Source organism: Niallia sp. FSL K6-0212 (genome assembly GCF_038007605.1).
GTDB lineage: Bacteria > Bacillota > Bacilli > Bacillales > Cytobacillaceae > Niallia > Niallia circulans.
This window is the reverse complement of the sequence record NZ_JBBOXL010000001.1, coordinates 1,149,877-1,170,801: the sequence shown is the minus strand read 5'-3', so window position 1 is coordinate 1,170,801 and position 20,925 is coordinate 1,149,877. Positions and strand designations below refer to the sequence as shown.

Below are 20,925 nucleotides of genomic sequence, written 5' to 3'. Positions count from 1 at the left end.
GTGGTTTATATGTCGACTAATCTCAATCTTTCATTTGAAGAGATGTGGGAGAAGATCATCAGTTGTGATCGTAAGTATGATGGGATATTTTTTACCGCAGTAAAAACAACAAAAATATATTGCCGTCCTTCCTGCAGATCACGGAAGCCTAAAAAGAAAAATGTTGAATTTTACCATGATAGGAATGAAGTTGAAAAAGCTGGGTACCGTCCTTGCAAAAGGTGCCAGCCAGAAGTTGAGCATTCTCCTCATATTGAACTTGTCAGAAATATCATTACCTTCCTAGTCAATCATTATAAACAAAATTTGATATTAAAGGATATAGCAGCCCATGTCGGTTTGAGTCCCTTTTATTTGGAACGATTGTTTAAAAAGGAAACTGCTGAAACTCCACGTGCTTATTTAGAAAAAATACGCATTGATAAAGCGGCCCACCTTCTCAAAAGCACTGCTATGACAAACCTAGAAATTTGTTATGAGGTGGGTTTCCAGAGTTCCTCTAATTTTTACAAAGTATTTAGAAGCATAAAAAACTGTTCTCCTAGTGAATATCGCAAGGGATACCAACATGAATTGGATTGATTATGAATCTTATATAGAGATTTATCCTCCAAAGGAATTTAATTTTGAAGAGTGTTTAGTTTTTTTAGGCAGATCCAATCAGGAAGTGCTTCATCGGATGGAAGAGGGATTTTTATACAAATTGATAAAAGTGAATGAATCGTTGATTTTATGTAAAGTTGGATCAATCAATCATGCCATAAAGGTCGAATTTCCATTGAATCCTGAATCCAATGACATCCACGAAAAAGTGGCGGAGTATATTTGGGAATGGTTTGATTTGGATCAGGATTTGGAGAGCTTTTACCAAGTCGCAGATAAAGATAAGGTGTTAAGGACACTTACCCATAAATATCATGGTTTAAGAATTATGTGCATTCCCGATTTATTTGAGGCGATCGTGTGGGCAATTATGGGTCAGCAAATTAATTTAACATTTGCTTATACTTTAAAGAAACGTTTTGTTGAAAAATACGGAGAAAGCCTGACATTCCAAGAGGAAACCTTTTGGTTATTCCCCTCATTTGAAAAAATTGCGTCCATCCATGTCGATGATTTAAGGGAACTTCAATTTACTACAAGGAAGGCTGAATACATCATTGGCATTGCTAAAGATATGCAAAGTGGCAAATTAACAAAAGAATTATTACTTATGAAACAAGATGATCATCAAGTAAAAAAATCTCTTCTGTTGATAAGAGGGATAGGAGCATGGACGGCAGAGTATGTCATGATGAAATGCCTCCACTACACCTCCTCCTTCCCAGTTTCAGATGTCGGCCTTCATAATGCATTAAAGAATGTACTAGAGCTTAAGAGTAAACCGACTATAGAAAAAACAGAAGAATTAGCAGAAGGTTGGAAAGGCTGGCAGGCATATGCAACTTTTTATCTTTGGAGGTCATTATATGACAAAAATACATAAATTAGATTATGAATCGCCGATTGGAAAGATAGAAATAATTGGTACCCATGAAGCAATTATTTCTATTTTATTTTCTGAAGAAAATGATAAGAGCGTGAATTCATTACAACCAGAAACTCCTTTCGTTTTAGTAGAATGCTATAACCAGCTCGACGAATATTTTAAAGGCAAGCGTCATGAATTTTCCATCCCATACCAATTGGAAGGAACAGATTTTCAAAGCGCGGTATGGAACGCTTTAATAAAAATACCGTATGCTGAAACGGGGTCCTATAAGGATATAGCCATTTCTATCGGGAATGAAAAAGCGATTAGAGCTGTAGGAAGTGCAAATGGAAAAAACAAGTTAAGCATTGTCATTCCTTGTCACAGAGTAATCGGATCAAATGGGACATTAACTGGCTATGCAGGAGGTTTATGGAGGAAAGAATGGCTGCTTCAACATGAGAAAACGTATCACAAGTAATTGAAATGTTAATGATAATCCACACCAATCATTAAAGATTGGTATGGATTTTTTATTTTTATTATAGAAGAGAGTAATAATAGTTCCTTTTATTACTCAATAGGGTAATGGTTTCAGCTATCATTTTTACTCCCCATTTTATTTGATGATCTTGTACTTGTGATATACATAAACGGATGAGATTATCCTTCTTGTAGTGGGTCAAGAACATTCTATCCGCATCATCAATTAATATCAGTTTTTCAGATAATAAAAGAGCTAGTCTTTTGGCTGATACATTTTCAGGTAAATAAATAGAGAGATAAAAACCGCTATCCGGTTGCGTGTAATGTGTCCCCTCAGGAAGTAATTCTTCACAAGCACTTTTTAGTAATTGCATTCTATGAAAATAAACTTCTTTTATTTTTTTTATATGACTTTTATACATCCCGCTTTTTAAATAGATTTCTAACGCACCTTGTGAAAGGACGGAACTATTAAAGTCCGAACTAAATTTATAGCGTAAGAAGTTATTTATCATTATTTTTGGCAATACCACTCCAGCAATACGCAGCCCTGGAAGAAATACCTTTGAGAAACTTTTAATATAAATGACTCTTCCAGAAGTGTCATAAGAGAATAATGGATCAGATTTTTTGTTGCGGTCTAATTCACCCAAAAAGTCGTCTTCCACAATATAAACGTCATACTTATTTGCCAGCTCCACTATTTTTTTCTTCTCATTATTCGTATAAGAATGTCCAAGGGGGTTATGAAATCTTGGAATGATATAGAAAAACTTAATGTTATTATTTTTAAAAATATATTCAAGACGGTCTAAATCGATACCGTTCATGGAGAGTTCTATCCCAAAGGTGGAAACTTGATGTATTTGCAGTGATTCAATCATGCCAAAATAGGTTGGCTGCTCAATAAGAATATTTTTTTTGCCGTTTGGAAAAGGGAGTGCTGTAAGCAGATGAATAGCTTGTTGTGAGCCTGAAACAATTACAACACGATCAGGATCGGTGAATACTTGTGAATCTTGAAGATTTTTAACTATTTCTGTACGTAAGGAGTAAAAGCCTTGATGATCTGAATAGGTGAATACATCCTTTTTGTATATTTCGATAGCTTGATTTAAGCAATGCTGAAATTCTAGATAAGGAATTAAATGGTTGTCTGGTCCAGCTGATAAAAAATCAACAATGGTAGAATCCTCGGCAGAGAGGGCAAATTCATTTACGATATAATAGCCGCTTTGAGGTATTGCATAAACTAAGTGTTCTTTTTCTAGCTCACTGTAAGCTTTAATCACCGTATTTTTACTACAGGAAAACATTTCAGACAACTGGCGAACAGAAGGTAATTTACTACCAGCGACAAGTGTCCCATTTGTAAGTTGATTCTTAATTTCCTCTACAATTTTTTTGTATTTTGTGCTCAAAATAATGGCCAACCTCCTCAAACTGTACCATGACAGATTTAGAAAATAGATATGTATATTTGGTTTCTGTATCAGGTATTATCTAAATTATAGCAAAACTGTCACTGTATATTTAGGTTTCTTAAGACAGAAAAAAATAGTAGGAGGAAAACGAATGGAAAAGGAAAAATTGGGGTTATTATTAGGCTTGGTGGGAGTAATTTGTTTTAGTTTAACCTTACCAGCTACCAGTATTTCTGTTGAATATTTTGGTACTACCGTGGTTGGATTAGGAAGAACGGTTCTTGCAGCAATTATAGCTGGTATCGTGCTTGTTGTTGGAAAGGAGAGAGTTCCTAATCGGCAGCAATTTAAAAGTATCGTAATTGTCGCCATGGGCGCTGTCTTAGGATTTCCATTACTAACTTCATGGGCAATGCAAGCACTACCAGTTTCGCATGGAGCGGTTGAAGTGGCTTTATTGCCATTAGCTACAGCAGGGATTGCGATGTTAAGAGCTGGAGAAAAACCTTCAGTGAGATTTTGGATTGCCAGTTTAATCGGTGCCGGTGCTGTAATTTTTTATGCAGTTAATTTAGGTTTTGGCAAACTTCAGTTTGCAGATTTGGCACTTTTGACAGCAGTCATTATTTTAGGTTTTAGTTATGCCGAAGGGGGCAAGCTTTCCAAAGAAATAGGAAGTTGGCAAGTAATAGCATGGGCCATCGTTATTGGAGCGCCATTTTTCGTCATTCCAGTTGTAATGGATTTTTCTGTTGAAATGTTAACTGCCCCATTTCAAGCTTGGGTTAGCTTATTCTATTTAGCTATTGTAAGCCAGTTTTTAGCATACATTGTTTGGTATGGCGGCATGGCATTAGGAGGTGTTGCAAGGGTTAGCCAGCTTCAATATATACAACCTTTTATTATGATTATCTTTGCAACAATCTTTTTAGATGAGTCGATAACGCTTGTAACGATCGTAACAGCAATAATTGTAGTCGTTTCGGTAATCGTTGGGAAAAATGCTCCGATATCAAAAAAGACATCACCCTCAGATAGAATAAAAAATATTGATTTAAGATAAATAAAGATAGAAAGATCAGAAAAAGGAAAAATACATTTTTTCTTTTTCTGATGAAGTTGTTAATCTGATAATTTAATGACCTGGAGGAGGGTTATACTTACAACCTCCTTTTTAATAAAAACCCAAACAATCTATGGATTACTTTTGGTCTTTCCGAATTATTGTTTGGGTATAAAACTTAAGTTCTCGCTGTTTCTACCATTAATAACATTAAGTCCTTTCTTGTAGTCTCAAGTGGATCATTTATAGATCTATTAACTATTTATAGTTACCCAGACTTTATAAATAAATGAATCCTCCACCTTTAATCCTTGACGAATACTGAAACTTTTTTCTGTATGAACAACAAAATCAGGATTAGTAGCTAGAAAAAATGAAAGAGCGTATGCTATTTTATAATCTGGAGTTATATATCCATTTATTGTTCTACCGTGTATTTCGTTTGCTATAGAATCAGCCCATACCTCTGATTCTCTTAAAGTTTCAAAAATAATAGTTTCTTTTTTCCATTCAATCTCCATCATTTACAACCTCATTTCTTTATTTCTTATGTTTCGGTTTATGTCTTTGGGGCATTTTGTAAGTAAGAAATCGCTAACCTGTTCATGTCGGATTAGTACCAATTATTGGCCAATTAAGACTAACAATGTCATCTTTGTTAAGTGAATAACTTTGACCCTTAGTTTGATAATTCTTTAAGCTTCCATGAGAATTATATGATGCTCCTTCAATCTTTTTATAGCTTTACCGTTTACTATTGCAGAAGGCATTTTAACTACTACAATTGGTCTCTCCTTTTCATTTTATAGTTAATGTTCAACATAAATATATGTTTCCTTAAAAAATAGCATATCGCCATTGCTGTAATCCATATTCATTTAAACTAGGATTTCTTCTTTTCAAATAATAGATCCAAATTAAAGGGGGTTCCCTAACTTGAAAAAAGTGGTTACTATATGGAGGATTACATGTGGACACACAAAAAACATATCCATAGCTTAAGTTTAAGTTAGGAATAAACTGCCGTATGAAACAAAGGAGTATAACATGAGAAAACGCAGTATTACTGTCAAGTTATTCGCTGTAACGTCTATATTCTTTTTGGTGTTTTACGCCATGATTATGATATTTCAGTTAGTATTCTTTGACCGTTTTTATCAACATCATAAAACGAAAGAAGCAGCAAGGCACATCCATCAGTTAGCAGAGGGATATGAGCAAAATTCTTGGAGTGAAGCAGAACTGACAAAACAGACCTTGTCCTACATAAAGAAGACAAAAAGTCCGTTGACGATTGTGGACACAGAAGGTTATCAGTTGGTACAAGATCCTTTTAATATCATGTTGGATACAGAGGATGGCGAAATTGTGGAAGTATCGCTTTCGTTACTCATCACAGATTACGGAAAACAAGTACAAGCATTAAATATTGCAAAGGGAGATAAAGTGATTGTGCAAGGGGAAGTAGATGCTCTAGTTCCTTCAGTCATTTATCCATCTATTATTACGAAGGATAGCTCTAGTGTCGGAGAAAGTCAGGCTGAGAATGAAGTGACCATCAAAGGGAAGGTAAAAAGTATTTCGCTGCCTAAGGGGAAAGTGGCAAGTAGAGGGTTAGGAATTCTCTATGATGCACTATTGGAATGGTTTCCTCTTCAAGAGAAGCAGATAAAGCAGCTTTCTGAAGGAGAAAGCCTGCAGCTAGATTGGGTGGAGTCATGGAGTGGAAAACATTATTTAGTATTAATGGAGCCAATTAAGAAAGACGGAGAAATGCAAATTATGTTCTCTGTCACATCTCTTCAGGAAATCAGAGATACCAATGAATCACTCCGAATATTTTATGTATATATCGGGATTGCTGGCTTTATTCTCATTCTTTTATTGTCGTTATTCTTCTCTCGTCTTGTTAGTAGACCATTAATTAAGCTAAATGAAATGGCAAAAAAAATGGTGCATCTAGACTTCACATCGCTGAAGCCGATTAAGCAGAAGGATGAGCTGGGGAGTTTGGCGAACAACATGCTAGTTATGGCGCAAAACTTGGATATTGCATTAAATGGTTTGAAAGAAGCCAACGGAAAGCTGAAGGAAGATATGGAAAAACGACTGCAAATGGAGAAGGAGCAACGTGAATTTTTCGAACATGCTTCCCATGAACTGAAGACCCCTCTTAGTATTGTTAAAAGCTTTGCAGAGGGACTGCAAGATGGAATCAGTCCTAATAAACAAGATCACTATATAGAAGTAATTATTGAGGAATCAGAAAAGATGGAAGTGCTGATTAAGAATATGCTGGATTTGGCTAAGTTGGAGAATGGTGCAATCAAACTACGGAAAACATCTTTCTTGCTTAGTGAAATGATTGAGGATTTGGCAAATAAACTATTTTGCATAGCCAAAGAGAAAAATGTGGTAATTGAAATCATGCCGAAGAATGAACAGCATATTTTGGCAGATTATGAGTGGATGGAACGGGTAATGAAAAATCTTCTTATTAATGCAATCCGCCACAGCGAACCTGACTCTGTCATTAGGATTCGTATCGAATTAGATCAGGAAAATGGCAACAGTGTGTTCCAAATCGAAAATACAGGTGCACAGATACCAGAAGAACAGCTGGATAAAATCTGGAAACGTTTCTATCGGGCTGAATCTTCTCGCAGCCGAATGACGGGTGGGACAGGATTAGGATTGGCCATTGTTCAGCAAATACTTAGCCTGCATGGCTTTCATTATGGAGCAGAAAACATACCAGGCGGTGTGCGTTTCTATATTTACTTTTGTTAATGGTAATAATTTCTTATTAGGACACATGAAAGACATATAACCTTGTTAATATCTTTAAATTGGAAGGAAGATTCACGATGGGGAAGAAAGTATTGCTTGTCGAGGATGAAGTGAGAATTCGAGAAGTCGTAGCTGATTATTTTAAAAAGGACGGCTGGGAAGTATATGAAACGGATAATGGCAGCAGTGCAATAGATTGGTTTGATGCTATATATCCTGATTTAGTTATTCTTGATATTATGATGCCGCAAATGGATGGGTTTGCTGTCACCAAGCAGGTTCGCATGAACTCTGGCGTACCCATTATTCTGCTGACAGCGAAATCCAGTGATGATGATAAAATCCATGGCTTTGAACTTGGAGCTGATGATTATGTTACCAAGCCGTTCAGTCCAAAAGTGTTAGTAGCACGCGCTAATTCTTTAATGAAACGGGCAAAAGAGCATTATCTGCCGACCGGTCATATGATAAGCTTCGGTGAGGCAATTGTTAATACAAAGTCTCATCAGCTTCAGCTTGCAGGCCAACAAGTCGAATTGACGCCAAAAGAATATGAATTATTAGTTTTCTTGCTTCAGCATAAAAATAATGTCCTTTCACGTGAAACAATTTTGAATCATGTATGGGGATTCGACTTCGATGGTGATAGTCGAGTTGTGGATACACATATTAAAAAGCTTAGGGCTAAATTAAGCTTTGAATCCCATCATATCCGGACTGTTATTGGAACAGGCTATAAGTTTGAATAAAAGAAAGGAGAGAGAAGATGAATAAGCTTAAACAGTTGTATAGGCATACTGGCGTCCGGTTTGCTTTACAGACTTGTTTTTATTTTGCCATCCTCATTACCTTATTCTTGATGTATGGCTTCCATACGGCCAATACAGGCAACTATATTTATAATGATTTCTAAATGGAGAAGATAATAAAATGAAACTTTTAACTCGTATTGCGCAGCATGCGGTAAGAAAATCAGAACAGATAGCATATCGTACAGAAGGCCAGATGCTGACTTATGGAATGCTCTGGGATAAATCAAGAAGGCTGGCAAGCTTATTACATGCTATTAAGCTTGAGAGGCAGACGCCAATTGTAGTGTATGGACATATGGGAATAGATATGCCGGTATCGTTTCTCGCTTGTGTTCAGGCCGGCCATCCTTATATACCGGTAGATACGTCGATTCCAATCGAACGGGTACGTCTTATTGTCGAAAAGTCCGGTGCTGGAGTGGTAATTAATACGACAACTAGCAAGCTGGATTTTGATGGTGTTATAGTTTTACAAATGCTAGAAATGAATTTGGAACAAATAGAGCATATTGGAGAAGAGTACTGGGTCCAAAGTGATGAGGTTTTTTATATCATTTATACGTCCGGCAGTACTGGAAATCCTAAGGGAGTTCAAATAACTGCAGCGAATCTACAATCCTTTACCGATTGGATGACAGGGGACTTTCCGTTAGGGGAAGGAAAGGTATTCTTGAACCAGGCACCCTTTTCATTCGATTTGTCTGTAATGGACTTTTATCCAGCCTTACAGAGTGGGGGTACCATTCATACGCTGGAGAAAGAAGTAAGCAATAAACCGAAGCTTTTGTTTGAGAACTTAAGTCATTCGTCTATACAAATATGGACCTCGACACCATCCTTTGTGCAAATGTGTTTTCCTAATCCTGATTTTGATCAAAAGATGCTTCCAGAGCTTGAACTATTCCTTTTCTGTGGGGAAGTATTGCCACTTGCTGTAGCCAAGGAGCTGAAGGAGCGTTTCCCAAGAGCGAGAATTTTTAATACCTATGGACCTACAGAAGCAACAGTAGCGGTGACGTCTATTGAAATCACGGAAGAATTGCTTACGAAAGAGAAGGCTCTGCCAGTAGGCTATCCAAAATCGGATATGAGGGTTTTCGTTTTAGATGAATTGGATAATCCGCTCCCAGAAGGAGAAAAAGGTGAACTTATTCTTGCGGGGCCAAGTGTATCAAAAGGATATCTCGGTGAGCCGCAACTGACAGAAAAGGCATTTGGCATGATAAACGGAATGAATGTATATCGTACTGGAGATGCAGGCTTCATTCAAGACGGTGTGGTGTACTGCCAAGGAAGAATGGATTATCAAATCAAGCTGCATGGCTATCGGATGGAACTGGAAGAAATTGAGTTCCACCTGAATCAGTCTGAATATATTAAGAATGCCATTATTATTCCTTATGCACCAAATGAAGAAATTGAATACTTGATTGCGGCAGTTGTTCCAGAGGATCATGATTTTGATAAGGAATTCAAACTGACAGCTGCTATCCGTAAGGATCTTGCTTTGCGCTTGCCAGCATATATGATTCCTCGTAAATTTACGTATCATTCTTCTATTCCAATGACGATAAATGGAAAAGCAGACCGTAAGAAGATGAAGGAAGAGGTACTCGCATGACCCCGTATAGCTCTTTCCTTTTCTTCATAATTCTAGGTATCTTGCTGCTGCCGACGATAATCCTCGGTATAAAGGGCAAGAACCTGCGTTTTTACAATGTATTTGTTTCTATTGTTGTATTGGCCATTATCTTTTCTGGTGGGAATGCAGGCTTTTTCTCGTTAGTAGTTTTCACTATCCTTCAAGTGATATTGGTAAAAGGCTATATTCATTATCGCCAGGAAAAGAATAGTAGTCTCGTATTTTATGTAATAAGCTTTCTATCCATTCTGCCTTTAATTTTATCTAAAGTCTTGCCTATTTTGGCAGTGGATAATTGGGCGAGTTTTCTAGGTATCTCTTATCTGACATTCCGAGCTGTCCAAATTATTATTGAAACAAGAGATGGATTGATTAAAAATCAGCTTTCGATTTATCAGCTTGTTAATTTTATGTTATTTTATCCGACCATTTCATCGGGGCCGATTGACCGTTTCCGTCGATTTGAGAAGGATGAGAATAAGCGTTGGACACCAGAGGAATACAGAGATCTGCTTTATAAAGGGATTAACAAAATCTTCCTTGGTTTTTTGTATAAATTTATAATCGGCTATTGCATTAATGCGTATTTCATCATGAATTTAACTTATATTGCAGATGGTAAGCTTTCTTATCACCTGCTATACATGTACAGCTATAGCCTATACCTATTCTTTGACTTTGCCGGCTATACGGCATTTGCAGTCGGAGTCAGTTATATAATGGGTATCCGGTCACCGGAGAACTTTAATAAGCCATTTATGAGCCGTAATATAAAGGATTTCTGGAATCGATGGCATATGTCTTTGTCATTTTGGTTCCGTGATTATGTGTTTATGCGCTTTGTTTTCTTAATAAAGAAGAAAAAATGGATAAAGAACAATATGCTCGTTTCAAATTTAGGGTATATTCTCCTGTTCCTTTTGATGGGTGTATGGCATGGATTAGAGATTCAATACATCATTTATGGAGCATATCATGCCCTGATGATGAGCGGTTTTAATTTCTTCGAGACTTGGAATAAAAAACATAAACGCTGGCCAACAGGAAAAGCGATGACAGTGGTTTCTATCATTATTACTTTCCATGTCGTTTGTTTCGGTTTTTATCTGTTTTCCGGCAAACCATTTCAATAAAAAGGGGATCTATCTATGAATTTTAAAGAAAAAGTACTACAAGTTATTGCAGAAGTTTGTCAAGATGATGTGGTGAAAGAAGAGCATGATTTGGATTTATTCGATTCAGGATTGATCGATTCATTTGGGACTGTAGAATTACTTGTTAAATTTGAGGAACAACTTGATATCAATGTACCAATTACAGAGTTCGACCGAGATACATGGAATACACCAAATGCTATCGTTGAACGTCTGAATGAGCTGAAATAATGAAGAAGAAATATTTATTTGGACCAATCATTCTTGCATTGGTCCTGTTTGCCGGGGTTGTATTTATACCCACATCATGGCTGGCTAAGCTAGTTCCTGCTGATCGGTTAGAGGAATCTGCAATCAGTTTAGAGCCAAGTATGTTCCAAGGAACATACTTACAAAATGAGATGCTCAAAAGTTCGACCTATGTTCCGATTTATGGCTCTTCGGAGTTGTCACGCTGGGATCCATTTCATCCATCAAATTATTTCGAAATGAATTCCGCCCCATTCACACCTTATTTAATAGGAAAAGGCGGAATGACATCTATTATTCATGATTTAAACTTTGCAACACATGCTGCTCAATTGAAGAACAAGCAAATGGTCATCATAGTATCGCCGCAATGGTTTGTAAAGCACGGGACAGACGAACAGCATTTTGCACCAAATTATTCTTCCCTGCAAGCGTACCAGCTTCCATTTAATAAGGATGTGGATGAGCAGGTGAAACGAAAATTGATGGAGCGGCTGATGTCATATAATGCGGTCAAGAATGATACGGTACTCTATCAACTTTATGATGCCTATCTAAATGACAAGAAGACAATGTTTAAAATGTTATCCGTTCCTGCAAAGGGGTATATATCCATCCTTAAGAAAAAGGATTTATATTTTACACTTTTGAAAGATAAACCAACCAATCGACATCAGTCAGCTGAAGTGAAGGATAAGACGTGGGAAGAATTACGTGCACAAGCTGATGCCTATGGCAAAAAACGGACACAGCATTCTAAATTTTACATTGATGATAAAGTATATAAGCATAAGAATGATTATATGAAGAGTATGAAAGGAAAGAACAAAGGCCATTCCTATGCCGAATCGCTGGAGTACGATGATTTTCAGCTGATGCTTGATATTCTAAAAAAGGCAGAAGCTGAACCGCTTTTTGTTATCATTCCAGTTAATGGTGCTTATTATGATTACACAGGCTTTCCTAAAAAAGGGCGGCAAGATTATTACAATCGTATAAAGAAACAGATAAGCGATAACGGCTTTAACTATGCTGATTACTCCGGCCATGAGCACGATCCCTATTTTATGAGGGATACGATTCATATTGGCTGGAAGGGCTGGGTTTATGTAAGTGAGGATATGCAAAGATTCCTTGAATAGCATTAGGACGATTCACGTATGAAGTGGATCGTCTTCTTCTATTTCGACAAAGTGTATTTTGAAATTAAGATGAATGAATGACAATATAGTTCATTTAAGGTCGTCATTTTAAATATTCAAGGAGAATCAAGTGAAAAATAGCGTATAATAGGAGCTTACGGAAATAATAAAAGAATAATCCAAAATAAAAGAGGCTTTGTTATGAGTGGAAAAGGTTTTCATGCATTTAATTTAAGTAATCAAATAGTAAAAGCTCTAGATAGTTTAGAATATAAAAATCCAACAGAGGTTCAAAATAAAGTTATCCCCCTTGTGTTAGAAAAGATTGATCTTGTTGTAAAATCCCAAACTGGAAGTGGTAAGACAGCTTCCTATGGAATTCCTATTTGTGAATTAGTGGAATGGGAAGAGAATAAACCACAAGCGTTAATATTAACACCAACAAGAGAACTTGCTGTTCAAGTCAAAGATGACTTTATTGATATAGGAAGACTGAAGAGGATTAAAGCAACAGCTGTATATGGAAAACAGCCGTTTGCCATCCAAAAAACAGAATTAAAGCAAAAAACACATGTAGTAGTTGGTACTCCAGGTCGCGTATTAGATCATATCGAGAGAGGAACATTGACCTTAGAAAAATTAAACTATCTTGTGATCGATGAAGCGGACGAGATGCTAAACATGGGATTTATTGAACAGGTAGAGGCAATAATCAGGGCTTTACCAAAAAAAAGAGTAACTATGCTGTTTTCAGCAACGTTGCCGGAGGAAGTTAAAGAGCTATCCCAGCGCTATATGAAGACACCTATTGACATTGAAATCAAGGAAAATGGACTGACTACCGATAAAATTGACCATACGCTTATAAGAGTAGAGGAAAAAGAAAAATTCTCTCTTCTTCAAGCTATAACGATTGTAGAGAATCCTGATAGTTGTATTATCTTTTGTCGGACAAAAGATAGGGTGGACATGCTGAGTGATCAATTAACGGACTTAGGATATAACTGTGATCAAATTCATGGCGGGATGGTACAGGAAGATAGACTGGATGTTATGAATGATTTTAAAAGGGGAGAATTCCGCTACTTAATTGCGACAGATGTAGCTGCAAGAGGAATTGATATTGATAATATCACCCATGTGATCAACTATGATATTCCTTTAGAAAAGGAAAGCTATGTTCATCGTACTGGAAGAACTGGACGAGCAGGTAAACAAGGAAGAGCCATTACCTTCATGACACCATTTGAAGAGAAGTTTTTACAGGAGATAGAAGAATATATCGGCTTTAAAATTCCTACAAGGGCTGTTCCTGCAGAGGAGGAAGTTGCCGATAAGCGATCTGACTTTGAGGCAAAAAAGAAGGTTGAGCCGGCGATTAAAAAGGCAAAAAATGAGAAATTAAATAAACATATTATGAAATTATACTTTAATGGCGGTAAAAAAAAGAAGCTTCGAGCAGTGGACTTTGTTGGAACAATTGCAAAAATTGAAGGGGTATCAGCAGAGGATATTGGGATTATAACGATTATGGATACTTTTTCGTATGTAGAGATTTTGAATGATAAAGGACGTATCGTGCTCGAAAAGATGAAGAATACACCAATTAAGGGTAAATCCTTGAAGGTATATGAAGCAAAGAAGGACTGACAAAGGCTTTAGAACAGTTCGCAGTCAAGATTAATTTAAAAAAAATGGAGCAGACTGAATACGCATAGACTCTTAGGGGAGCTGTGAGATAGTTCGAGCCCCCCTACAAAGCTCGTCCCATGAAACCAAAGTGTATTCAGTCTGCGGATGATTACTACTAACTTCTTTCTTAAAATGAATAAAAAACGCGAACAATTGTCCTAATCAAATTTACACAGATTACTAAAGTATTTATACTACTTTTTCTTTTAAAAAGAGGGAAAATATCACACTATAAAAGCCTGGGAAAAATAACCACCTAAATTTCGACAAAAACTTCAAAAAGTAGTTTGACATTCATCTTAATAACCCCTATATTAATAGAATGCAAAAAACTAAACTATCTGAATCTTTTCAAAAAATAGTTTAATTGGAGGTCATCTTATGGAACAACGTCAGCAATGGGGGTCGCGCTATGGCTTTATCATGGCGGCTGTAGGCTCAGCAGTTGGTTTAGGAAATATTTGGAGGTTTCCAGCAGTTGCTTATGAGAATGGGGGAGGAGCATTTTTCTTACCTTATTTATTTGCGATCTTAACAGCAGGTATCCCAATATTAATATTAGAATTCACTATCGGACAAAAATTTCGTGGTTCCGCACCACTTTCTCTATTCCGTTTAAATAAAAAAGCAGAGTGGCTTGGCTGGTGGCAGTTGTTAATTGCCTTTGTCATCTGTACTTATTATTCTGTCATTGTCGCATGGGCTATTAAGTTCACTATTTATTCATTTGGGACCCAATGGGGTTCAAATCCGGAAAGTTTCTTTTTCAATGATGTTTTAAAGAGAGCAGATACAGCTGGAACGATTGGCGGGTTAGTTCCTGGTATTGTCATTCCAGTACTTTTTGTATGGGTTGTAGCGTTATTTGTATTGTATCGTGGAGTTTCTAAAGGCATTGAAAAATTAAATAGGATATTCCTTCCTGTTCTTATTGTGATGTTTTTGGTAATCGTTATTCGTGCCTTAACATTAGATGGAGCTGCCCAAGGCTTGAATGCTTTCTTTAAGCCAAACTGGGATATGATTTTGGACGGAAAAGTTTGGATTGCTGCATATGGGCAAATTTTCTTTTCTTTATCGATTGGTTTTGCCATCATGATTACTTATTCTAGCTATCTACCAAAAAAATCAGATATCAATAATAATGCGTTTATTACAGCATTTGCAAATTCTGGATTCGAATTATTAGCGGGGATCGGTGTTTTTGCTGCTCTTGGATTTATGGCTAACCAACAAGGTGTGGAGGTCCAAGATGTAGTCAGCAGTGGAATTGGACTAGCATTTGTGGTTTTCCCAAGCATCATCAATGAATTTCCTGGTATGAACGGATTATTTGGAGTATTATTTTTCCTTTCTCTTGTTTTTGCCGGTTTGACATCCATGATATCAATCGTGGAAACCTTCATAGCAGGTGTGCAAGAGAAATTTAATGTATCAAGAACAAAAGCAGTATTAACAAGTGGAATTGCTGCAACAGTTATCTCCCTGCTTTTCGCAACAAATGGTGGTTTATATTTACTGGATGTAGTGGACTACTTTATTAATAACTTTGGGATTGTTACGGCAGGATTTGTAGAAGTAATCTTAATTGCATGGTTCTTTAGAGGGTTAAACGGATTACAGTCACATACGAATGCTATTTCTGACTTGCGTATTGGTGCATGGTGGAAGTTCTGTTTAAGTGTTATAACACCCATTGTTCTAGGCTATATGATGTTTGATAATATTCGCCAAAACTTAAGAGAAAATTACGGAGGATATCCAACAGAATTGATTCTGACTGCCGGTGTACTTGTTGTTGTGCTGAGCATTATTATTGGAGTTCTTCTATCTAGAAAAAAATGGAATGCGAATATAGCTCTAGAAAGAAATAAGGAGGTTGCTTGATATGTCAGCTAGTGCAATCACTATGATGATAGTGGGTATGATCATCCTCTGGGGTGGTTTAGCAGCCAGCATTTTTAACGTCGTAAGAGTATCCAAAAAGGCTAAATAATGATAAAAGGATTGGTCTATCATAGTGGCCAATCCTTTTTAAATAAAGCAACAGAAAAGCTGGTTGGTAAGAAGGGTATATCAATTAGAAATCCAAGCTTGTTTTCGCTGCTCTAGCCTTTGATAAATCAGTGCAACCATCATTGCTGGCAGACTGCAAGCTAGCATACCAAGAAAGGCATATCTTGGTTCTATTTCGTATAAAAAGCCTCCAAGCATGGTGAATACGGCAGTGCTCCAGCTCAGAGCGAGAGCTGAGTATATGCCTTGTGCTTTTGGGATTTGTGCCTGTGGAATATTGTTGATCAAATATTTCATAAAGGCGTAATGTCCCATCGCAAATGAAAAGGCGTGTAAAGTTTGCGTTAGGCAGAAAACAATGACATTAGGAAACGCAAAAATGATTATCCATCGCAGAGAAGAACCAGCTGCTGCTATTGCCAATAACGTACCGACAGAGAATCTACTAAAGTGTTTATCTGCTATGGAAAAAAAGATGATTTCTGCAATGACGGCTATGTTAATGATTACTCCAATGAGATAAATAGGTGCATGTATATCCTGAAGAAAAATATAGCCATAATTATAGTAAGCAGCATGGGCTGCTTGAAGCAAAATGACAATAATAAGTACTAAAATAAAATGTTTGATGCGAAATAATTGCAGCAAACTTATTTTTTCTGCTGGCTTAACTTGTGGTTTTTTCGCTAAAATTGCAGGTGCATTCATAAAACTAAGACCTACAAAGCTAATAATCCCTAGTAAGAGAGCCCAAAAAATGATCTCATCCCCGAACTTACCTGTAAAAATAGTTAATATGACTCCTACTGAAACAAACCCAATAGATCCCCATTGGCGGCTTCTCCCATAGTGTTTTAATTGTTTATTCTGCACAAGGACACTCGCGGCACTATCTAAAGCTGGCATTAGAGTTGGATAAAATAGATGTAAAATAACCGTTACGATTAATAGACCGGAATAAGAGTTTGTTAGCATATAACCACTAATAGAGACAAGTGTGCCGGCGCCCATTATATTTAATAACGTTTTACTACTAAATTTCTCCGACAAATAAGGAAAGGCAAATAATGTTGACAGCCCTCTAGCGATTAAGCCAAGACTCATAATGAAGCTGGCTTGTGAGACGGAGATTCCCTTTGTATAAATTAACCAGCCAGACCAATAAGGCAGGAATATTCCCCAAGTCATAAAAAAACTAAAAAAACGTGTACTCATCCATCGTTGTGTATTCATTCTTATCCTCCTCATTCATTTGCATGGTATCATAGAAGTAAAGATAAATAATAGGAGATATCTCTTATTTATGGAGGCAGAAGATGCAAATTTACAAAGGAGATAAAAAGCAGCAATTTTTAACAAGGAATTCAATTGCTGATCTATTTTCTTTCCAAGTAGAAGAGTATATAGAAATTCATGAATACCAGCGGGATGAATGGATTATAAAAGAAGGAATGAGACCGGATTATTTATTTTTTGTAATGGAAGGAAAAGCGAAAATATATGTAACACATCAAAATGGAAAGGTATCTTTAATAAATTTCATTAATGCAAATGATTATATTGGCGAAATGGAATTACTGCATGATGTGTATTATACAAAGGGCATACAAGCATCAACTAAAGTTATTTGTTTTGCTCTTCCGTTTTATTATTATCGAACAAAATTGTTGGAGGATGCTAAGTTTTTGCGTGAGCTTACAAGGTTTTTAAGTGAAAAGGCAACAGTAATGGCAGCTAAGTATTCGCAAACCCTTGCTTTTCCCCTTGAAAATAGACTTGCAGACTTTATCTTGCAAACGGCAGACAATGGAATTTATAAGGAGAAACATGTGATTGTTTGTGATTATTTAGGGGTATCCTATCGCCATTTGTTATACATGCTTACAAAATTTTGTGAAAAACAATATTTGCAAAAGAACGGAAGAAATTATCAAATAAAAGAATATCAGTCTTTAAGGAAACTTGCAGAGGCGTTAAAGAATAAATAATCCACAGGAAAAATTTTTTAACGAGACAGGGTGAAATTAAATAAGGAAAAAACTAGAAAGGAAAAACGTGTTGACGAATCTTGCCAAAATACGGTACTATTAAAATTAATTGAATAAGACCTCACTTTTTTACAGTGAGGTAGAGGCGCGATATTTAACAGTCTTTAGTGGAGTTTGAGAAGCTATGATGCTAAGGAGAAGGAAATGTCGCCGAAGTTTGTAATATTTCTCCGTATTACATGCTGGGTCTGTAGTTAAGAGCTGCAGGACTGTCTCAATAAACGCCTAGTTTATTGAGTTGTGCTATCTCATTTGGGATAAAGAGAGGACTTTAGGGCTATTGCATATACTACGACCTGAGTTGATCTCAGGTCGTTTTTTTGTTTTAGTAGATTGAAAGAAAAATAGGAGGAGAGACAACATGAGAAACAAATTATTAATGATGATGGTTTTAATGGTCTCAGCCATGCTTTTATTGGCAGGCTGTGGAGCAAGTGATAAGCAAGCTTCTGGATCATCAGATGACAATACATTTAGAGTAGGACTGGAAGCAGGATATGCTCCTTTTAACTGGACACAAAACGATGATTCCAATGGGGCTGTTAAAATCAAAGGATCTTCAGAATATGCTAGTGGATATGATGTAGAAATTGCTAAAAAAGTGGCTGAAGGTCTCGGAAAAGAATTAGTCATTGTAAAAACAGAATGGGACGGGCTAGTACCAGCGTTAGTTTCAGGGAAAATAGATGCTATTATTGCAGGGATGTCACCAACTGCAGACCGTAAAGAAACTGTTGACTTTTCAGATAGCTATTATAAATCAAATTTAGTAATGGTAGTAAAAAAAGGCAGCAAGTATGAAAAGGCTTCTTCTATTCAGGATTTTAAAGGTGCTAAAGTTACAGCACAGCTAAATACCTTTCACTATTCTGTCATTGACCAAATTGAAGGGGTAGAAAAAAAGACAGCTATGGATAACTTCCCAGCCATGAGGGTTGCTTTAGAGTCTGGTGTTATTGATGGCTACGTATCAGAACGTCCTGAAGCAGTTAGTGCGTCAACAGCAAATGATAAATTTGCAATGGTTGAATTTAAGGAAGGATTTAAAACATCAGAAGAAGACACATCCATTGCTGTAGGGCTGCAAAAGGATAGTGATTTAACAGAGAAGATTAATAAAATCTTAGCAGATATCCCAGAGAAAGAACGTACAAGCTTGATGGATAATGCAATCAAAAATCAACCAGCAGCAGAATAAAAAAGAACAAAACCGGCTGTATATCTTAATACAGGCGGTTTTATACAGTAAGTGAGGAGAAAAAATGAGTCTTGAGTGGATCATTAAAATAATTTCAGAAAACTGGCCGATGTTTCTTCGTGGTGCTGGGTTAACGCTTATCATTGCCTTGATAGGGACCATTATTGGAGCTGCTATTGGATTGATTGCGGGGGTTATCCGCACTATTCCAACACCGGAACGCGGCATAAAAAAGTTTATTTTAAAAGTAATTAATATCATCCTGTCTATCTATATTGAATTCTTCCGTGGAACACCAATGATTGTTCAAGCAATGGTGATTTATTATGGTTCTGCGCTAGCATTTGGTATAGACATGAATGTTTTTGCTGCAGCAATCATTGTAGTCTCCATTAATACAGGTGCCTATATGGCAGAAATCGTTCGAGGGGGGATTATTTCTGTTGATAAAGGGCAGTTTGAAGCAGCGCATGCGATTGGAATGAATCATGTGCAGACAATGTGGAACGTTGTATTGCCACAGGTCATTCGTAATATTTTACCTGCAACTGGTAACCAATTTGTTATTAATATTAAGGATACCTCTGTATTAAACGTTATTTCTGTTACTGAATTATATTTTGTGACAAAATCAATTTCTGGAAATAATTTTAAGTATTTTGAGTCATTCTTCGTAGCGTGTCTAATTTATTTTGTAATGACCTTTATTGTTACGAGAATATTGTTATATATGGAGAGAAAGTTAGAAGGGTCCGATAGCTACACTGTTATCGGAACAGATTCACAACCATTAAGGGGTAAATTAAAATAAGGAAGAAGGTGAATAAGGTTGGACAAAATTATTGATATCAAGCATTTGAATAAATCCTATGGGAAACATGAGGTATTAAGAGATATTGATTTTTCCGTTAATAAAGGTGAAGTGGTTTCGATCATTGGTTCCTCTGGTTCTGGTAAATCAACGCTTCTTCGGTGTATAAATCTATTAGAAAAGCCAAGTGGCGGGGAGATATTCTATCATGGCGAAAATATATTAGATGAAAAACATGATGTTGCGGTCTACCGAAAAAATTTAGGGATGGTATTTCAGCAATTTAACTTATTTAACAATCATAATGTACTGAACAATTGTATAGTAGGCCAAATAAAAGTTTTAAAACGCTCTAAAGAAGAGGCCGAAAAAGTAGCAATGCATTACTTAAATGTTGTGGGAATGGACAAGTATATTAATGCGAAGCCAAAACAATTATCAGGCGGTCAAAAGCAGCGTGTGGCAATCGCAAGAGCCTTATCCATGAATCCTGATGTGATGCTATTTGACGAACCTACATCAGCTCTTGATCCAGAAATGGTAGGAGAAGTACTGAAGGTCATGAAGGAGCTTGCACATTCTGGCTTAACGATGATAGTGGTAACACATGAAATGGAATTTGCAAAAGAAGTATCAAACAGAGTTATCTTCATGGACAAGGGCGTTATTGCGGAAGAAGGAAGTCCGGAACAAATCTTCCACCATCCTGTACAAGAACGTACGAAAGAATTCTTAAAGCGCACCATTGTACAGCCACAAGTCAGCCTATAGTACTTTCATGGAAAGACTTGTTATAGTGGTTCTCTTTTGTAAATTGTAAATCATCTGTTAAAAGAATCGAAAGAAAGCAGTATAATTTTCTAATTTCTTCTATGATGAGAAATAGTTTCCGGTGATTTAGAGAGAAAAATGGTGAAGCATGGCATC

At 36.6% G+C, this 20,925-nt stretch carries 21 protein-coding genes and 1 riboswitch; of the genes, 18 read left to right on the top strand and 3 right to left on the bottom strand.

Annotated elements, in window-relative coordinates; translation table 11 throughout:
• Positions 1–9: 9 nt before the first annotated feature.
• The 3 genes from MHH96_RS05315 to MHH96_RS05305 are packed head-to-tail and all read left to right on the top strand — an operon-like array spanning position 10 to position 1,952.
• Complete coding sequence (locus MHH96_RS05315; protein WP_047941053.1) at positions 10–582, top strand: bifunctional transcriptional activator/DNA repair enzyme AdaA; 573 nt, start codon at positions 10–12, stop codon at positions 580–582.
• On the top strand, positions 569–1,486 hold the full coding sequence (locus MHH96_RS05310; RefSeq protein ID WP_047940989.1) for a DNA-3-methyladenine glycosylase family protein: 918 nt from the start codon (positions 569–571) through the stop codon (positions 1,484–1,486). The genes MHH96_RS05315 and MHH96_RS05310 overlap by 14 nt, the downstream gene beginning before the upstream one ends.
• A complete protein-coding gene (locus tag MHH96_RS05305; protein WP_047940988.1) occupies positions 1,470–1,952 on the top strand; it encodes a methylated-DNA--[protein]-cysteine S-methyltransferase in 483 nt (160 codons plus the stop codon). Before MHH96_RS05310 ends, MHH96_RS05305 begins: the two co-directional genes overlap by 17 nt.
• 61 nt (positions 1,953–2,013) lie before the next feature.
• Here the strand turns inward: MHH96_RS05305 and MHH96_RS05300 are convergent, their stop codons facing one another.
• On the bottom strand, positions 2,014–3,378 hold the full coding sequence (locus tag MHH96_RS05300) for an aminotransferase-like domain-containing protein (protein ID WP_047940987.1): 1,365 nt from the start codon (positions 3,376–3,378) through the stop codon (positions 2,014–2,016).
• A 154-nt stretch (positions 3,379–3,532) separates the two neighbouring features.
• Here MHH96_RS05300 and MHH96_RS05295 point away from each other — a divergent pair, with 154 nt between their 5' ends.
• Positions 3,533–4,444, top strand: coding sequence for a DMT family transporter (locus tag MHH96_RS05295; RefSeq protein ID WP_047940986.1), 912 nt, complete (start codon positions 3,533–3,535; stop codon positions 4,442–4,444).
• 254 nt (positions 4,445–4,698) lie between these two features.
• On the opposite strand, the gene MHH96_RS05290 is transcribed toward MHH96_RS05295, so the two are convergent.
• Positions 4,699–4,959, bottom strand: coding sequence for a hypothetical protein (locus MHH96_RS05290; protein ID WP_047941052.1), 261 nt, complete (start codon positions 4,957–4,959; stop codon positions 4,699–4,701).
• Positions 4,960–5,491: 532 nt separating this feature from the next.
• Here MHH96_RS05290 and MHH96_RS05285 point away from each other — a divergent pair.
• The 10 genes from MHH96_RS05285 to MHH96_RS05240 all read left to right on the top strand — a co-directional run bounded on the left by MHH96_RS05285 (position 5,492) and on the right by MHH96_RS05240 (position 15,921).
• Positions 5,492–7,234, top strand: coding sequence for a sensor histidine kinase (locus tag MHH96_RS05285; protein WP_047940985.1), 1,743 nt, complete (start codon positions 5,492–5,494; stop codon positions 7,232–7,234).
• Between the two features lie 77 nt (positions 7,235–7,311).
• Entirely contained in the window at positions 7,312–7,983 is a 672-nt protein-coding gene (locus MHH96_RS05280; RefSeq protein WP_047940984.1) for a response regulator transcription factor, read from the top strand.
• A gap of 17 nt (positions 7,984–8,000) precedes the next feature.
• Entirely contained in the window at positions 8,001–8,147 is a 147-nt protein-coding gene (locus MHH96_RS05275; protein WP_082138248.1) for a teichoic acid D-Ala incorporation-associated protein DltX, read from the top strand.
• 17 nt (positions 8,148–8,164) lie between these two features.
• Complete coding sequence (gene dltA / locus MHH96_RS05270; RefSeq protein ID WP_172885209.1) at positions 8,165–9,667, top strand: D-alanine--poly(phosphoribitol) ligase subunit DltA; 1,503 nt, start codon at positions 8,165–8,167, stop codon at positions 9,665–9,667.
• Positions 9,664–10,821 (top strand): D-alanyl-lipoteichoic acid biosynthesis protein DltB, encoded by a 1,158-nt coding sequence (gene dltB, locus MHH96_RS05265; RefSeq protein ID WP_047940982.1) that lies wholly within the window; start codon positions 9,664–9,666, stop codon positions 10,819–10,821. Before dltA ends, dltB begins: the two co-directional genes overlap by 4 nt.
• Before the next feature lie 15 nt (positions 10,822–10,836).
• Complete coding sequence (gene dltC, locus MHH96_RS05260) at positions 10,837–11,073, top strand: D-alanine--poly(phosphoribitol) ligase subunit DltC (protein ID WP_047940981.1); 237 nt, start codon at positions 10,837–10,839, stop codon at positions 11,071–11,073.
• The gene (gene dltD / locus MHH96_RS05255; RefSeq protein ID WP_341116864.1) at positions 11,073–12,233 is read left to right on the top strand and encodes a D-alanyl-lipoteichoic acid biosynthesis protein DltD; all 1,161 of its coding nucleotides are present in this window, start codon (positions 11,073–11,075) and stop codon (positions 12,231–12,233) included. The genes dltC and dltD overlap by 1 nt, the downstream gene beginning before the upstream one ends.
• 201 nt (positions 12,234–12,434) lie before the next feature.
• Positions 12,435–13,883 carry a DEAD/DEAH box helicase gene (locus MHH96_RS05250; RefSeq protein WP_047940979.1) on the top strand — a complete coding sequence of 483 codons (1,449 nt, stop codon included), beginning with the start codon at positions 12,435–12,437 and terminating at the stop codon, positions 13,881–13,883.
• A 423-nt stretch (positions 13,884–14,306) separates the two neighbouring features.
• The gene (locus MHH96_RS05245) at positions 14,307–15,812 is read left to right on the top strand and encodes a sodium-dependent transporter (RefSeq protein ID WP_047940978.1); all 1,506 of its coding nucleotides are present in this window, start codon (positions 14,307–14,309) and stop codon (positions 15,810–15,812) included.
• A 1-nt stretch (position 15,813) separates the two neighbouring features.
• Positions 15,814–15,921, top strand: a complete 108-nt coding sequence (locus MHH96_RS05240) for a methionine/alanine import family NSS transporter small subunit (RefSeq protein ID WP_123258587.1) — start codon at positions 15,814–15,816, stop codon at positions 15,919–15,921.
• Positions 15,922–16,001: 80 nt separating this feature from the next.
• Here MHH96_RS05240 and MHH96_RS05235 read toward each other — a convergent pair whose 3' ends face one another.
• Positions 16,002–17,174, bottom strand: coding sequence for an MFS transporter (locus MHH96_RS05235; RefSeq protein ID WP_047940977.1), 1,173 nt, complete (start codon positions 17,172–17,174; stop codon positions 16,002–16,004).
• An 83-nt stretch (positions 17,175–17,257) separates the two neighbouring features.
• On the opposite strand from MHH96_RS05235, the gene yeiL reads away from it, so the two are divergent.
• From yeiL to MHH96_RS05215, 4 genes are all read left to right on the top strand, one after another.
• The gene (yeiL, locus tag MHH96_RS05230; protein WP_144544983.1) at positions 17,258–17,929 is read left to right on the top strand and encodes a transcriptional regulator YeiL; all 672 of its coding nucleotides are present in this window, start codon (positions 17,258–17,260) and stop codon (positions 17,927–17,929) included.
• 132 nt (positions 17,930–18,061) lie between these two features.
• Positions 18,062–18,243: riboswitch (Lysine riboswitch) on the top strand.
• Positions 18,244–18,350: 107 nt separating this feature from the next.
• Complete coding sequence (locus tag MHH96_RS05225) at positions 18,351–19,187, top strand: transporter substrate-binding domain-containing protein (protein ID WP_144544981.1); 837 nt, start codon at positions 18,351–18,353, stop codon at positions 19,185–19,187.
• Positions 19,188–19,251: 64 nt separating this feature from the next.
• Positions 19,252–19,998 carry an amino acid ABC transporter permease gene (locus MHH96_RS05220; RefSeq protein WP_095320380.1) on the top strand — a complete coding sequence of 249 codons (747 nt, stop codon included), beginning with the start codon at positions 19,252–19,254 and terminating at the stop codon, positions 19,996–19,998.
• An 18-nt stretch (positions 19,999–20,016) separates the two neighbouring features.
• Positions 20,017–20,769 (top strand): ATP-binding cassette domain-containing protein, encoded by a 753-nt coding sequence (locus MHH96_RS05215; RefSeq protein ID WP_144544979.1) that lies wholly within the window; start codon positions 20,017–20,019, stop codon positions 20,767–20,769.
• Positions 20,770–20,925: the final 156 nt, after the last annotated feature.